We start from the raw sequence: 14189 nt of genomic DNA, 5'->3' as shown, positions 1-14189 counted from the left end.
ACCGGACATGTGACGACACGGGGGGCAATATTTCGTCACGCGCCAGACGCGGCGGCGACGGCCTCGTCGAAGCGCTTCAGCACCAGGCCCGCCAGCGCCTCCGACGGCAGCAGCGGCTCGGTCACCAGGTCCGCTCCGGCCTTGAAGAGCTGGTCATGGAACCAGCCGTGGGCCAGCAGATAGGACGCGACGACGACGCGCGGCGCCCCCGCCGCGCGGGCCGCCTCCACCGCGTGGGGCACCTTCGGCTCTGCCGCACTTCCGTAGGCGCAGCTCACGGGCCTCCCGAGGCGGGCGGCGAGCTGCCCCGCGACCTCCTCCACGGCTGCGGAGGCCGCCGGGTTGGAGGAGCCCGCGGCGGCCAGGACGACGGCGTCGTCGTCCGCCAGCCCGGCCTCCCGCAAGCGGTCCTCCAGTACGTCCACCAGCGCCGGATCCGGGCCCAGCGGCGCCGCCGCGGAGGTCCCGGGCCGGGAGTCCCGGGCCTGGGCGATGTCCACCTTCACGTGGTATCCGACGCTCAGGAGCACCGGCACGATCACGGCCGGCTCGCCCTCGGGCAGAGCGGCCACCACGTCCGGGAGGGCCGGCTCCTGGACGTCCACGTAGGCCTCGCGCACGTCCAGCGACGGGCGGAGCGCGGACACGGCCCGCCGGAGCTCACGCACTTCGGCGTCGCCGGTGGCGTTGCTGGTTCCGTGCGAGCACGCGATCAGGACAGGGCTGTGAGTCATGACTGGGAGCTTAACGCGAGCGGTCCCCGGGTGCCTTAACCTTGATTGCGAAGCATGTCGGGCGGCCCGTTCCGGAACCCTGACGTGCGCACGGACAGAGCGGAAGGGAAGGCCATGTCCTTTGACACCGGCCTCCTGGCCCTCGACCTGCTCGGCGTGTTCTTCTTCGCCGTCTCCGGCTCGCTGCTGGCGGCCCGCAAGCGCTTCGACGTGGTGGGCTCCGTCCTCCTCGCCTGCCTCGTGAGCCTCGGCGGCGGTGTGGTCCGCGACGTCATCCTCGGCGTGCACCTGCCCTCCGCGTTCGGCCAGCCCATCTACCTGGTGCCGCCGATCCTGGCCGCCGCGCTCGTCTACATCTTCTTCAACAGCGTGCAGCGTGTCACCTCCCTCCTCACCCTGTTCGACGCCGGCGGGCTCGCCCTGTTCTGCATCTCCGGCACCCTGAAGGCCATCTCCCTCGGCGCGAACCCGGTGGCGGCCGTCCTGTTGGGCGTCACCACGGCCGTGGGCGGCGGCGTCCTGCGGGACATCACGGCCAACGAGGTGCCCGCGCTCTTCGACGCCCGCGAGATCTACGCGCTCCCGGCCTTCTGCGGCGCGGCGCTGACCGCGCTCGTCTGGCATCTCGGCTGGTTCAACCCGGTCACCGGGCTCACGATCGCCGCCCTCGTCTTCGCCTTCCGGGTGACCGCCTGGCGGCGCCACTGGTACGTCCCCTTGGCCGTGCATGGCTGGCACCGTCAGCTCGATTGAGCACGAAGGCTGTACACCTGGGCCGTACACCTGGGCCGCGCGTGAGCGTTGACCTTGCACTTTTTCGGGTTTCGTCGCCGCGAGCCCCGAGAAAGTGCAAGGTCAACCCGAGTCAGGGCGCACACCGGCCGCACCTCGAGGCCTACCTACCCGCTCACCAGGCCAGGGCTGTGGATAACTCCTGCGCGCGACCCCGGATCCGGTCCACACTGGACCATGCGCGCCAGCCCCCTGCCACCTCAGCTGAGAGGCAGGTCCTTCACCGTCCGCGAGGCGCTGCGCGACGGCACCCCGCGCAGCCGACTGTATCTGCCGGACCTCGAGATCCTCACCAACGGTTTCCGCCGCCCGGCAGGGGTTCACCTCGGAGCGTCCGACGAGGTCAGGGCCCTCGCCGCGCTGCGCCCTCAGGACACGTTCGTCCTGTTCACAGCCGCCGTCTTACAAGGCGTTCCCCTCCCGCGCCGCCACGAGTCGCTGTGGCCCGTCCACCTCAGCAGCCCTCCCGGCACCGCGCCGGCCCGCCGTCGTCGGGTCGTCGGCGTCAGTCTCGACCTCGCGCCCGACGAAGTCCGTGTCCTTGACGGCCTCCGCATCACGACCGCGGCGCGCACCTGGCTGGATCTGGCCCGGGATCTGAGCCTTGAGGAACTGGTCATCGCGGGAGGTCATCTGGTCTGCGCTCATCCCCCAGGATTCCCGGTGCACCGTATCCCGTGGACCACGCCGACCGCCCTCGCGGAGATGCTCGAACGGCATCCGCGGGCACGGGGCATCGTCACCGCCAGAAGGGCTCTGGGCCTGGTCCGCGTCGGCGCCGACTCGCCGCGCGAAACGCTGCTCCGCTTGGCCCTCGCGGCATCGGGCCTGCCGGAACCCGAACTCAACGTCATGCTCCGCGGCGAATTCGGGCAGCCCGTCCTCTGGCCGGACGGCGCCTATCCGGCGCACCGGATCTCGCTCCAGTACGACGGCGAGCCCCACGCCGCCGCCCGGCAGCACCGCCGGGACATCGACCGCGCCGCGATCACCGAGGCGCTCGGCTGGACGGAGGTGCGGCTCGGGGCGTCGGACCTCCACGGAACACCGCCCCGGGCGGTATTCCGTGTGCAGCAGGCCCTGCTCCGGGCCGGCTGGCGCCCGGACCGGACCTCCTGAAACCTCCGCGCACCGCGCCCCTGGCCGTCCCCGCCGCCGTTGACCTTGCACTTTCTCGGGCTTCGTCGCCGCGAGCCCCGAGAAAGTGCAAGGTCAACCAAGTGCACCGTGAGCCGCGTGCACAGTGAGCTCCGTCCCAGGCCACCGCGGGGGCTTGCTCCACTGGATAGGATGGAACCCATGAGCGAAATGTTCTTGGAGAAGTACCGCGCGCTTGTCCCGAAGTACCTGGCAGATGAATGGCAGGAAGAGGACGGCATCCCCGAGGCTGAGCTCGACGCTGCCCTGGCCGGGCTGAAGCTGACGCTTCCTCAGGCCATGCGAGAGTTCTACCTGGCCCTGGGCGGCTGCGAAGACATCATGGAGGCCTACCACTACTTCTGGGACCCGGAAGAGCTCGAAGTGGATGACGAAGGCTTCCTCATGTTCCTGGAGGACGAGGACGAGAGCTACACCTGGGGCATCCGGGTGGGCGACCTCAGTGTCCCGGACCCGATCGTCTGGCGGAAGAACAATGCCCGCGGCGAATGGAAGAGCGAGGACGGCACCTTCTCCGAGTTCACTTTCGACATGCTGGCCTGGGCCTTCGAGGATGACGACGACGAGTCCTGACTCTCAGTTGTCCCCTGGCGCGTGAATTATCAGTGAATGACTGGACTGCATGACAAGAATCGTCATAAGCTGACCTCAGGAATCGCCCCCTCCTAAGGTGGTTCTTTCGGGGGCCCTTCCGAGCAGCCCCTGATTTTCCAGGAAACAGGCCCGTCGGACAGATATCCCCCCTAGATGTCCTGCGGGTCTGTTTCGTTGTCCGCCGTGGACTAATTCCGGCTCACGGGATGTCATCCGGAAACAGAACATCCCGGCACGGTCCAGAACCATGCCGGGATGCTGTCACGGAGTGTCACAACGCAACGTCCCAGGTGGGGACGGCTGTGGGGCTCAGGCGGTGCGTTCCACCACGGCCAGCGCGAAGTTCGCCAGGGACTCCTTGACCACGCCCTCGGGAAGCGGTTCCAGAGCGGCCATGGCCTCATCGGCCCAGCGACGGGCCACGGCCCACGACTGTTCGGTCACCGGGTGCGCGCCCAGCGCGGCGACGGCGGCCGCCAGAGCCTCGTCACCGCTCAGGTCACCGTCGACCAGTTCCAGCACCTCGGCGGCGGAGGCGTCGCCGTCGCGGGCGGCCTGGCGCAGCAGGAGGACCGGCAGGGTCGGCACGCCCTCACGGAGGTCGGTGCCCGGGGTCTTGCCGGACTTCACTCGGGCGCTCGTCACGTCGATGACGTCATCGGCCAGCTGGAACGCGACGCCCAGCTTCTCGCCGTACTCGACCAGGACGTTCTCCACGGTCTCATCGACGCCGGCGAAGATCGCGCCGAGCTGTGCGGACGCGGCCACGAGGGAACCGGTCTTGTCCGCGAGCACCTGGATGTAGTGCTGCAACGGGTCCTCGTCCTCACGCGGCCCCACGGTCTCATGCAGCTGGCCGAGGCACAGCCGCTCGAACGTGCGGGCCTGGATGCCCAGAGCGCGGCCGCCGAGCTCGGAGACCAGGATGGACGCCCGGGCGAAGATCAGGTCGCCTGTCAGGACGGCCACCGAGTTGCCCCAGACCTCGTGGGCGGTCGGCGCACCGCGGCGTACGGGCGCGGAGTCCATGACGTCGTCGTGGTACAGCGTGGCCAGATGGGTCAGCTCCACCACGACGGCGGCCTGCAGCACCTCGGGACGGGTGTAGTCGCCCAGGTGGGAGCACAGGAGCGCCAGGAGCGGGCGGATGCGCTTGCCGCCGGCCTCCACCAGGTGACGCGAGGTGGCGTCCGCCAGAGGATCGGAATTCGCGATGGCCTCCCGCAGCATCTTCTCCACGCGGGCCAGATTGGTGGTCAGCGCGGGGCCGATCACCTGATCCTCGGAGATGGCGGCGAAGCCACGCGGCAAGGTCAGTCCGGTGGCGATGGCCGTGGTGCTCGGCTCGGGTTCCACGGCGCTGGGAAGTCCGTGTCCGGCGTGCGTCCAGGTGCGGTCTGCGGGTGTGCTCACGGTTAAAGCCTAACGAGTCGCGGGGAGGGTCTGTGACGCACGCGGAGCGGGCGCCGTTCCGGTGTTCGAGGTGGCGGGCACCAGTCGTTCGAGCAGAGCGATCACGGAGTCCTCGAAACGCCCCGAACGGGGGTCCGTGAGATTCGCGAGCATGCGCACCACGAACCGCATCAGGGCGGGCAGCGGCATGCCTGTGCGGAGGGCCAGCTTCATGATCCGCGGATTGCCGATCATTCGTGCGAACACCCGGCCGAGTGTGAAGTGGCTGCCCCACTCGTCACGCACCTGGGTGGCGTAGGCGGCCAGGCCGGCGTCGAGCGCACGTTCGGCGGCGCCCACCGAGGTGGCGCTGCGGGCGGCGCGATCGGCGTCGATGAGGTGCTCGGCGGCGAAACGCGCGGACTCCATCGCGTAGGAGATGCCCTCGCCGTTGAATGGCGAGACCATGCCGCCGGCGTCGCCGAGGAGCAGCATCCCGGGGAGGTGGTGCGGGGTGCGGTTGAAGCCCATGGGGAGGGCGGCGCCGCGGATCTCGCCCACGAGGTTCTCCTCGCGGTAGCCCCACTCGCCCGGCATGGCGGCGACCCAGTCGCGCATGACCTGCTTGTAGTCGAGGCGGCCGAATTCCTTGGAGGAGTTGAGGATGCCCAGGCCGACGTTCGAAGTGCCGTCCCCGACGCCGAAGATCCAGCCGTAGCCGGGCAGGGGCTTGCCGTCTTTGCCGGGGAGCTCGAGCCAGCCCTCCATCCAGTCGTCCTCGTGCCGGGGGCTCGTGTAGTAGCCGCGGACGGCCACGCCCAGGGGACGGTCGTCGCGCTTGGCCACGCCGAGGGAGACTGCCGTGCGGGTCGAGTTGCCGTCTGCCGCAAGGACGACGTCGGCGTGGAAGTCGCGCGTCTCGCCGGTCTTGCGTCCGCGCTCATCGAGGATCGCGGCCCGGGCGCCGACGACGCGTCCGGAATCGTCGCGCAGCGCTTCGGTGACGGAATGGCGTTCCAGGACGGTGGCGCCCGAGGCCTCCGCGTGCCGGGCCAGTGCCTCATCGAAGCCGAGGCGCGTCCGGATCAGGCCGTACTGCGGGAAGTCGCCGACCTCGGGCCAGGCGAGCTCCACCTGGCGGCCGCCGGCGATCAGGCGCAGGCCCTTGTTCCGGCGCCAGCCATCGGCCTCCTCGTGCGGCAGCCCGAGGCGCTGGATCTCACGCACCGCACGCGGGGTGAGCCCGTCGCCGCAGACCTTCTCCCGCGGAAAGGACGTCTTCTCCAGGACCGTGACCTCATGGCCGTCCTGGGCGAGGTAGTGCGCAGCGGTGGACCCGGCGGGACCCGCGCCGACAATGAGAACGTTCACCGGGCTTCCTCTAGCGCGCGGCGGGCGCCGGGCGTGCGGTGGAGGCTGCGGCGTCGTCGGTCAGGGGCTTGACGCCGCGGTGCACGGCGACGATGCCGCCGTTCAGATTGCGGTAGGCGACGTCCTCCCAGCCGGCGTCCTGGAGCCAGTGGGCGAGTTCGTCCTGGTTCGGCCAGGCGCGGATCGACTCGGCGAGGTACACGTAGGCGTCCGGGTTGGAGGAGACCTTGCGGGCGATCGCGGGGAGCGCACGCATGAGGTACTCGGTGTACATGGTGCGCCACACGGGGACGGTCGGGTGGGAGAACTCCGCCACGACGATCCGGCCGCCGGGGCGGGTGACGCGGAGCATCTCGGCGAGGGCCTTGCGCGGTTCGTTCACGTTGCGCAGGCCGAAGGAGATGGTGCAGGCGTCGAAGCTGTCGTCCTCGAACGGGAGGTTCATGGCGTCGCCGGCCACGAAGTCGATGTCCGGGCGGCGGCGCTTGCCGACCTTGAGCATGCCGAGGGAGAAATCGCAGGCCACGACGTCGATCCCGGCATCCGCGTAGGGCTCGCTGGAGGTGCCGGTGCCGGCCGCCAGATCGAGGACGCGCTGCCCCGGAACCGCGCCGACCGCATCGAAGACGATCTTGCGCCACCGCCGCGTCTGCCCGAGGGACAGGACATCGTTGACCACGTCGTACTTCGGCGCAACATCGTCGAACATGGTGGCTACTTCTTCGGGGCGCTTGTCGAGCGAGGCTCGGATCGGTGTGCTGCTCACCGTCTCATTGTCGCAAACATTCGCGACGACCACGGATTCCGTGTGACCACGCTCTCCTCATGACGGTTCGGAGGGGACGGACGGAACAGCCTCTGAACAGGACGAAGCGCAGTTCAGGAGTACCCTTGTTCCATCATGAGCAGCACGCTGAAGAGCACCACCGTACCTCTGGGCGAGGACGCCTCCGAGGACGGTCTGGCGGCTTTCCTCGCCGACCCTCATGCCCCCGCCGTCGCGCTGAGCTGGATCCGCCGCGGTTCGGGCCTCCTCGGCTTCGGCGAAGTGACCCGCTTCGAGGTCTCCGGCCCGGAACGTTTCATGCTCGCCGAGCAATGGTGGCGCGCCCTGTCACTGACGGCGCAGGTCAACGACCCCCTCGGCCTTCCCGGCACCGGTCCTGCCGCGTTCGGGTCCTTCGCGTTCTCCAAGACATCCGGCTACGCCTCGCGCCTCGTGGTGCCCGAACTCGTCATCGGCCAGCGGAACGGCCTGCGCTGGGCGACGCTGTCGACCTTCGCGGACTCCGCGCCGTCGGAGGACGACGTCCGCGACGCCGTCGAGCGCCTGCTCCCCCGTCCGCAGTCCTCGGACGACGACGCCGCGCAGCGCCCCGCGCTGAACGCCCCCATCCGCCCAGGCTCGCTGAGCGAGGCGGACTGGATGGCCGCCGTCCAGGAAGGCGTGGCGCGCATCCGCTCCGGCGCCGTCGAGAAGATCGTCCTGGCCCGCGACGTCGAGGTGGACCTGCCTTCCACCGTGGTCCCCGAGAACGTCCTGGCCCGACTGGCCCGGCAGTACCGCGAATGCTGGACGTACCGTGTGGACGGCTTCGTCGGAGCGACTCCGGAGATGCTCATCCAGGTGGTGGGCCGCACCGCCCAGGCCCGCGTCCTCGCCGGGACCCTGGACCGCCGGGACGCCGTGGAACGCACCGCGGACGAGGACGAGACCGCCTTCGCCGAACGGGTCCTCGCCGGTTCGGTGAAGCAGCGCCACGAACACCAGATCGCCATCGATTCCCTGGTCAACGCGCTGGAACCGTTCTCCGAGGCCACTGACGCTCATGAAGAGCCGTTCATCCTGGAGCTGCCCAATGTGTGGCACCTCGCCTCCGATGTGAAGGCCGAGCTCCTGGACGCCGAAGGGCACATCCCGTCCTCCCTCGCGCTGGTCAACGCCCTTCACCCGACCGCCGCCGTGTGCGGAACGCCCACCCTGCCGGCGGGCGCCATCATCCGCGAACTGGAGCACCTGGACCGCGGGCCTTACGCCGGGCCGGTGGGCTGGCTCGACGCCGCCGGGAACGGCGAGTGGGGCATCGGGCTGCGCGGCGGACTCCTGGACGGGTCGACGGCGCGGCTCTTCGCCGGCTGCGGCGTCGTGGAGGGATCGATCCCCGAGTCCGAGCTCGCGGAGACGTGGGCGAAGTTCCGCCCGATGCTGGAAGCGCTCAACGTCGCATCCTGAGGCGTGACGCCGGGTGGCGTCCGTGCGAGGTCCGGACAAGGCACGCCTCGCGGGTTCTCCCGGCGTTCCACGCGGCGACCCGTCACGCAGCGACGCTTCGAGCCCTACCCTTCCCGCGCTCACTTCGTTCGGCGCGACCGGCGATGTGCCGCAGGAGGGTGTGCCGGCGTCGTCGTTTTCCGAAGCATGTCTTTCGCGTCCGGAATACCGGACACAATGGCGTTTCGGATTCCCTTCCGAGGCCCGATCTGCGCTTTAGTGATGGGAGTCACACCGAGGGGCGGAGCTGAAGAATTTACCGTCAGGCAACATTCAAGGCTTGTGCTTCGCGGCGCAACGTTGTCCAATAGTCAATGCAAGTTGACTGTGACGCACCTCTCAATGCGTGACTACACTTAAGCGGACTCAACTCCAGGTCCCAGCGCAACAAAGGGTAAAAATCATGATGTTCAACCGCTCCCTCTTCGGTAGCACCAAGGTCAAGACGGCAGCCGTACTGGCCATCGGCGCGCTGGCACTCTCCGCCTGCACCAATGCCTCCGAGACGGCAGACAACGGTTCCAAGCCGTCCTCCGGCTCCTCCAGCGCTGCGACGTTCGATCCCAGCACCGTCCAGAAGGACGACGCCCTCGCCGCCAAGGTCCCGGCCGCCATCAAGTCCAAGGGCACGCTGACCGTCGGCTCCGACACCAGCTACGCCCCGGCGGAATTCCTCGACGCGGACGGCCAGACCCCGATCGGCTACGACGTCGACATCGCCAAGGCGATCGGCGCGAAGCTCGGCCTCAAGGTCCAGGTTCAGACCGCCGAGTTCACCGGCATCCTCCCCGCGCTCGGCCCCAAGTACGACCTGGGCATCTCCTCCTTCACCATCAACAAGGAGCGCCTCCAGGCCGTCAACATGGTCAGCTACTTCAAGGCCGGCACCACGTGGGCCGTCAAGAAGGGCAACCCCAAGGGCTTCAGCCTGGATGACGTCTGCGGCAAGTCCATCGGCGTCCAGACCGGCACCGTCCAGGAGGACCCGGATCTGAAGGACCGCAACAAGAAGTGCGTCGACGCCGGCAAGAAGCCGATCGACATCGTGACCCTGAAGAACCAGACCGACGTCACCACCCGCCTGGTGAACGGCTCCATCGACGCGATGGCCGCCGACTCCCCCATCATCGGCTACGCGCTGACCCAGACCAACGGCCAGCTCGAGAAGATCGGCGACATCTACGACGCCGCTCCCCAGGGCGTGACCGTGGCCAAGGCCGACACCGCTCTGGCGACCCTGGTCCAGGACACCCTGAACAGCCTCATCGCGGACGGCTCCTACAAGAAGATCCTCGACGCCTGGGGCAACTCCGAAGGTGCGATCACCAAGTCCGAGCTGAACCCGGCTCCGGCCGCGTCCTGATCCGCTCTCTCCCCAGAAGCTCAGGTAGATCATGAGTCACAAAGACGACGCACCGGTGCTGAATCACTCAGTGCCGGTGCGGCACCCGGGTCGCATCGTCAGTGCGGTCATCATCATCGGAGTGGTCGTCGCCATCCTGGTGAATGTCTTCACCAACAAGGAATTCCACTGGGATGTGGTGGGCAAGTACATCCTCGACGTCAAAGTCGTGCAGGGTGTGGGCTGGACCCTGCTGCTGACCGTGGCTTCCATGGCGATTGCGATCATCCTCGCCATCCTGCTCGCCGTCATGCGCCAGTCCGACAACCCTGTCCTCCGCTGGTCGGCCTGGTTCTGGGTGTGGTTCTTCCGGGGCACCCCGGTGTACACCCAGTTGATCTTCTGGGGCCTTATCGCGGTGCTTTACCCGAAGATCAGCGCGGGAATCCCCTATGGTCCCCAGTGGTTCAGCGTCGACACGTCCACCGTGATCACCGCGACCGTGGCCGCCATCCTGGGCCTGGGCCTCAACGAGTCGGCCTACCTGGCCGAGATCTTCCGTGCCGGCCTCAAGTCCGTGGACAAGGGTCAGATGGAAGCCGCGCAGGCCCTGGGCATGTCCAACGGCAAGATCATGTGGCGCATCGTCCTGCCCCAGGCCATGCGGATCATCGTGCCCCCGACCGGCAACGAGACCATCGGCATGCTGAAGACCACCTCCCTCGTCCTCGCCGTGCCGTTCACCCTCGACCTGACGTTCGTCACGAACGCCCTGGCAAACCGTCTCTACCTCCCGGTTCCGCTGCTCATCGTCGCGGCGATCTGGTACCTGCTCATCACCAGCATCCTCATGGTGGGTCAGCACTACCTCGAGAAGTACTACGGCCGAGGCGTCGACGGAGGCGCGCCCCAGGTGATCAATCCGGACGCGCTCAAGGCCCAGATGCTGGCCGAGGGTGCCCCGCGAATGTCCGGACAGTGAGGCTCGAGACAATGACTGAAGAGAACAAGCCCCTCGTCCGCATCGAGGGCCTGCACAAGTACTACGGGCACCACCATGTCCTCAAGGGCATCGACATGACGGTGAAGAAGGGCGAGGTGGCCGTCGTCATCGGGCCCTCCGGCTCCGGCAAGTCGACCATGCTCCGCTGCGTGAACCTGATGGAGACCATCAGCGCCGGCCGCATCCACGTGGGCGATCAGCTGATCGGCTACCGCGAGAAGAACGGCCAGCTGCACGATCTCAAGGACAAGGAGATCGCCGCTCAGCGCCAGAACATCGGCATGGTGTTCCAGAAGTTCAACCTCTTCCCGCACATGACCGCGCTGGAGAATGTCATCGAGGCGCCTATCCAGGTCAAGGGCCAGAGCAAGTCGACGGCCAAGAACCGTGCGCACGAATTACTGAAGATGGTGGGCCTGGGCGACAAGGTCAACCACTACCCGTCGCAGCTCTCCGGCGGTCAGCAGCAGCGCGTGGCGATCGCCCGGGCGCTGGCCATGGAACCCGAGGTCATGCTCTTCGACGAGCCCACCTCGGCCCTGGACCCGGAGCTCGTGGGCGACGTGCTGAACGTGATGAAGGACCTCGCCAAGTCCGGCATGACCATGATCGTGGTGACGCACGAGATCGGCTTCGCCCGCGAGGTCGGCGACACCCTGACGTTCATGGACGCCGGTGTGGTGGTGGAGTCCGGTGATCCCCGGGCGATCATCGCCGCGCCGCAGCACGAACGCACCAAGGAGTTCCTGAGCCGCGTGCTCTGACGCGTCCCTCGCCTCTGATCGACTGCTCCATACGACGTCGTTTTCCCCGGTTTTCCGGGGATTCCGGCATCGTATGGAGCAGTCGATCGGCGTTTAAGGAGTCACCAGGACGGCGGGCAGGCGATGTCACCCGCCGGGATGACCGGCTTGCGCACGCCCTCCGCCCCGGCGACGGCGACCGTGAGACGGAGGCACACGGCGTCGCGCCCGTGGACGAGGAAGCCGCCCGGCCACCAGGTGTACGGCGTCGCGGAAGCTGGGCACGCGGTGAAGGTGATCGAGGTGTTGCCCTCGCGGGCGCCGTACTCCGCGACGAGGCCGACCGTCCGTTGCTGGTCCGGCGCCACGGTCACCGTCACGGTGCGGCCGGCGCGTACGAAGAACGGGTCCTTCATCCACTGCACTGCTCCGTCGAACTGCGGTGTCGCGGAACCGGAGAAGTTGTCCCGGATGAAGAGCGGGTCGAGGGAGATGACCTGTCGCGTCGGGTCGAAGTCCTTGGCGTCCTTCTGGCCCTGCCGGCAGCCGGCGTCGTAGTGACCGGCGGGCGGGGCGGCGCTGGTGGTGACCGGCGTCGCGCTGTCAGACGACGACGACGGCGGCGCGGTCCCCACGGTCGACGCACCATCCGGCGGGTTCACCGGAGTGCATCCCGTCAGCGTGCCGACGGCGAGCAGGGCTGCCGACAGTATGAGTCGCCCGAACCCCGAGACGCTCCGTCCCCTTGTTCCCCCCGACATGCCCTCAGGCTACGCTGCCCCTCCGGCTCCCGGAACCCCCGATCCCACCTCATCGACTGCTCCGTAAATGTCGGTTTGGGCGGTCAAAACGACATCTATGGAGCAGTCGATGGGAAGAGCAGGAGTCAGAGTGCTTCGCGGATGCGGGCGTGGAGGTCCCGGAGGCCGTCGCGTGAGCACCGGACCTCCAGCACACTGCGGCCCCGCACCGGTTCCGCCAAGGCCGCGTCGAGCTCCGCCGTCGTCGTCACGACGCGGTGCGGCACGCCGTAAGCGGCGGCGAGCGCGTCGAGGCGGACGGTGTGTGGCGTGCCGAAAAGGCGCTCGACGGCGGACTCGTAGCCCCCGCGCAGCCCGCCGTGTTCGAGGGTGCTGAAGATCGCGCCGCCCTGGTCGTTGAGGACCACCACGCGCAGATCCGGCTCGGCTTCCCCTGCGCCGAGGAAGAGTCCGCCGGCGTCGTGCAGGAAGGTCACGTCGCCGCACAGCAGCGTGGTCTCACGGCCCGACCCCAGGGCCACGCCGACCGCGGTCGAGGTCATGCCGTCGATCCCTGCGAGGCCGCGGTTGGCATGGACGGTCGCCAGGGGTTCCCGCGTGGGAGCGGCGGCCAGGTCGGCGTCGCGGATGCCGTTGGACGAACCGAGCACGAGCTGCCCCCGGGTGGCTGCCCACACCGCGGCGGCGACCGACGGTCCCGTCAGGCCGGGCTCCTGGGCGAGCACCCGTTCGATGCCGTGCTGGGCCTTCTCCCCCGCCAGCAGCCAGGTGTCGAGCCAGCCCTCCGGTGCGCGCCCGGCGAACTCGGAAAGCTCCCGCAGCGTCGCGACCGGCCGCTCGAGGCGGCGTCCGGGCTGGTACCAGGCCACGGGGACGGGTTCGTAGAGCGCCAGCGGGATGTCCTGACGTGCAAGAAGCGCGGTGACGGGACGGGACAGCGTCGGTCGTCCGAACACCACCACCCGTTCCAGCGGCTCCGCGGACTCCGGACCGAAGCGGTCCAGCAGGAGCCGGTACGGCCCCACGGCATTCGGACCGAAACGGGCGTTCGAACTCGGCTCGGCGGCCAGCGGCAGCCCGTGGGCGCGGGCGAACGCCTCCGCGATCGGCCCGGCGTCGTGCCCGGCAAGCACCAGGGTGCGGTGTTCGGCGAGGCCGTCCGGGGCGTCGTAGTGGATCGGCGCAGGGTCCGGGGCGAAGTGGAACGGCCTGCGCTCGGAGACAGCCGGGAACTCCGCGTCCGCTCCGGGCAGGAGCGGGTCACGGAAGGCGAGATTCACCTGGACCGGGCCGGGCGGCAGCTCCTCGAAGGCGCCGGTCGCGGCGCTCAGTGCGGTCCGGACTCCACGCTGCGGGTCGTCCCCGGCAGGCACGTCCACGGCGAACCGCGCGTGCTCCCCGAACAGGTCCATCTGCTCCGTGGTCTGGCTGGCACCGGTGCCGCGCAGTTCCAGGGGCCGGTCCGCGGAGAGCACCACGAGCGGCGCCGCGACGTGGTCGGCCTCCATGACCGCAGGCAGAAGGTTGCCCACGGCCGTCCCTGAGGTCACGACGACGGCGGCCGGGGCCCCGCTGCCCAGGATCACGCCCAGCGCGGTGAAGGCCGCCGCGCGCTCGTCGATCCGCACGTGCAGGGTGATGCGTCCCTCGGCCTCCGCTTCCGCGAGCGCGTACGCGAGAGGCGCCGACCGCGAGCCCGGCGAGACGGCCACGTGCCGCACACCGCCGTCGAGCAGTTCAGCGACGACGATCCGGGCGGAGGCGAGGGCGGAGAGCTCAGTCACCAGACCAGTGTAGTGAGCGGCCTCTGGCGCGCTCACTCCGTGCCGTCACCGCTCACCGGCACTCCACGGAAAGCCCGCGTAAAGGAAGTGCAAAGGTTCCGTCCTCACGCATCAAGGAAGCGTAAAAGGCGGCGTCAACGGCCCCTCACAGGACTTCACTGAAGGTGTGGGCCGCGGCGCGGTCCGGGGTGCGGCGTGAACCGCGCCCAGTGCGAATGGTCCGCCCGCACCGGGCGGCGAAAG

The 14189-nt window shown here is 68.9% G+C and carries 13 protein-coding genes; 7 read left to right on the top strand and 6 right to left on the bottom strand.

Features of this window, described 5'->3' with window-relative positions:
* Positions 1–35 precede the first annotated feature (35 nt).
* Positions 36–734 carry a sirohydrochlorin chelatase gene (locus tag AB6732_RS00965; protein WP_370957646.1) on the bottom strand — a complete coding sequence of 233 codons (699 nt, stop codon included), beginning with the start codon at positions 732–734 and terminating at the stop codon, positions 36–38.
* A 114-nt stretch (positions 735–848) separates the two neighbouring features.
* Here AB6732_RS00965 and AB6732_RS00960 point away from each other — a divergent pair, with 114 nt between their 5' ends.
* The 3 genes from AB6732_RS00960 to AB6732_RS00950 all read left to right on the top strand — a co-directional run bounded on the left by AB6732_RS00960 (position 849) and on the right by AB6732_RS00950 (position 3257).
* On the top strand, positions 849–1487 hold the full coding sequence (locus AB6732_RS00960) for a trimeric intracellular cation channel family protein (RefSeq protein WP_370957644.1): 639 nt from the start codon (positions 849–851) through the stop codon (positions 1485–1487).
* 216 nt (positions 1488–1703) lie between these two features.
* Positions 1704–2645 (top strand): hypothetical protein, encoded by a 942-nt coding sequence (locus AB6732_RS00955; RefSeq protein WP_370957643.1) that lies wholly within the window; start codon positions 1704–1706, stop codon positions 2643–2645.
* A gap of 180 nt (positions 2646–2825) precedes the next feature.
* A complete protein-coding gene (locus AB6732_RS00950) occupies positions 2826–3257 on the top strand; it encodes a hypothetical protein (RefSeq protein WP_370957642.1) in 432 nt (143 codons plus the stop codon).
* Between the two features lie 330 nt (positions 3258–3587).
* On the opposite strand, the gene AB6732_RS00945 is transcribed toward AB6732_RS00950, so the two are convergent.
* From AB6732_RS00945 to AB6732_RS00935, 3 genes are read right to left on the bottom strand one after another with little or no spacing between them, the layout of a single operon-like run.
* Complete coding sequence (locus AB6732_RS00945) at positions 3588–4691, bottom strand: polyprenyl synthetase family protein (RefSeq protein WP_370957641.1); 1104 nt, start codon at positions 4689–4691, stop codon at positions 3588–3590.
* A gap of 9 nt (positions 4692–4700) precedes the next feature.
* Positions 4701–6041 (bottom strand): geranylgeranyl reductase family protein, encoded by a 1341-nt coding sequence (locus AB6732_RS00940; RefSeq protein ID WP_370957640.1) that lies wholly within the window; start codon positions 6039–6041, stop codon positions 4701–4703.
* 10 nt (positions 6042–6051) lie between these two features.
* Entirely contained in the window at positions 6052–6792 is a 741-nt protein-coding gene (locus AB6732_RS00935) for a demethylmenaquinone methyltransferase (RefSeq protein ID WP_261372188.1), read from the bottom strand.
* 150 nt (positions 6793–6942) lie between these two features.
* On the opposite strand from AB6732_RS00935, the gene AB6732_RS00930 reads away from it, so the two are divergent.
* From AB6732_RS00930 to AB6732_RS00915, 4 genes are all read left to right on the top strand, one after another.
* Positions 6943–8274, top strand: coding sequence for an isochorismate synthase MenF (locus tag AB6732_RS00930; protein ID WP_370957639.1), 1332 nt, complete (start codon positions 6943–6945; stop codon positions 8272–8274).
* A 442-nt stretch (positions 8275–8716) separates the two neighbouring features.
* On the top strand, positions 8717–9676 hold the full coding sequence (locus AB6732_RS00925) for an ABC transporter substrate-binding protein (protein ID WP_370957638.1): 960 nt from the start codon (positions 8717–8719) through the stop codon (positions 9674–9676).
* 31 nt (positions 9677–9707) lie between these two features.
* Complete coding sequence (locus tag AB6732_RS00920; RefSeq protein WP_370957637.1) at positions 9708–10637, top strand: amino acid ABC transporter permease; 930 nt, start codon at positions 9708–9710, stop codon at positions 10635–10637.
* Between the two features lie 11 nt (positions 10638–10648).
* A complete protein-coding gene (locus tag AB6732_RS00915; protein WP_370957636.1) occupies positions 10649–11422 on the top strand; it encodes an amino acid ABC transporter ATP-binding protein in 774 nt (257 codons plus the stop codon).
* Positions 11423–11523: 101 nt separating this feature from the next.
* Here AB6732_RS00915 and AB6732_RS00910 read toward each other — a convergent pair whose 3' ends face one another.
* Positions 11524–12162 (bottom strand): hypothetical protein, encoded by a 639-nt coding sequence (locus AB6732_RS00910; protein ID WP_370957635.1) that lies wholly within the window; start codon positions 12160–12162, stop codon positions 11524–11526.
* Positions 12163–12287: 125 nt separating this feature from the next.
* The gene (gene menD / locus AB6732_RS00905; protein ID WP_370957634.1) at positions 12288–13946 is read right to left on the bottom strand and encodes a 2-succinyl-5-enolpyruvyl-6-hydroxy-3-cyclohexene-1-carboxylic-acid synthase; all 1659 of its coding nucleotides are present in this window, start codon (positions 13944–13946) and stop codon (positions 12288–12290) included.
* Positions 13947–14189 lie beyond the last annotated feature (243 nt).

The organism is Arthrobacter sp. RCC_34 (assembly GCF_041360795.1).
Lineage (GTDB): Bacteria > Actinomycetota > Actinomycetes > Actinomycetales > Micrococcaceae > Arthrobacter_E.
This window is presented reverse-complemented; position numbering and strand designations above follow the sequence as displayed.

Excerpts from the sequence above, each read along its gene's own strand:
- AB6732_RS00965 (WP_370957646.1), bottom strand. The coding sequence starts at position 734 with ATGACTCACAGCCCTGTCCTGATCGCGTGCTCGCACGGAACCAGCAAC.
- AB6732_RS00960 (WP_370957644.1), top strand. The coding sequence starts at position 849 with ATGTCCTTTGACACCGGCCTCCTGGCCCTCGACCTGCTCGGCGTGTTC.
- AB6732_RS00955 (WP_370957643.1), top strand. The coding sequence starts at position 1,704 with ATGCGCGCCAGCCCCCTGCCACCTCAGCTGAGAGGCAGGTCCTTCACC.
- AB6732_RS00950 (WP_370957642.1), top strand. The coding sequence starts at position 2,826 with ATGAGCGAAATGTTCTTGGAGAAGTACCGCGCGCTTGTCCCGAAGTAC.
- AB6732_RS00930 (WP_370957639.1), top strand. The coding sequence starts at position 6,943 with ATGAGCAGCACGCTGAAGAGCACCACCGTACCTCTGGGCGAGGACGCC.
- AB6732_RS00925 (WP_370957638.1), top strand. The coding sequence starts at position 8,717 with ATGATGTTCAACCGCTCCCTCTTCGGTAGCACCAAGGTCAAGACGGCA.
- AB6732_RS00920 (WP_370957637.1), top strand. The coding sequence starts at position 9,708 with ATGAGTCACAAAGACGACGCACCGGTGCTGAATCACTCAGTGCCGGTG.
- AB6732_RS00915 (WP_370957636.1), top strand. The coding sequence starts at position 10,649 with ATGACTGAAGAGAACAAGCCCCTCGTCCGCATCGAGGGCCTGCACAAG.
- AB6732_RS00910 (WP_370957635.1), bottom strand. The coding sequence starts at position 12,162 with ATGTCGGGGGGAACAAGGGGACGGAGCGTCTCGGGGTTCGGGCGACTC.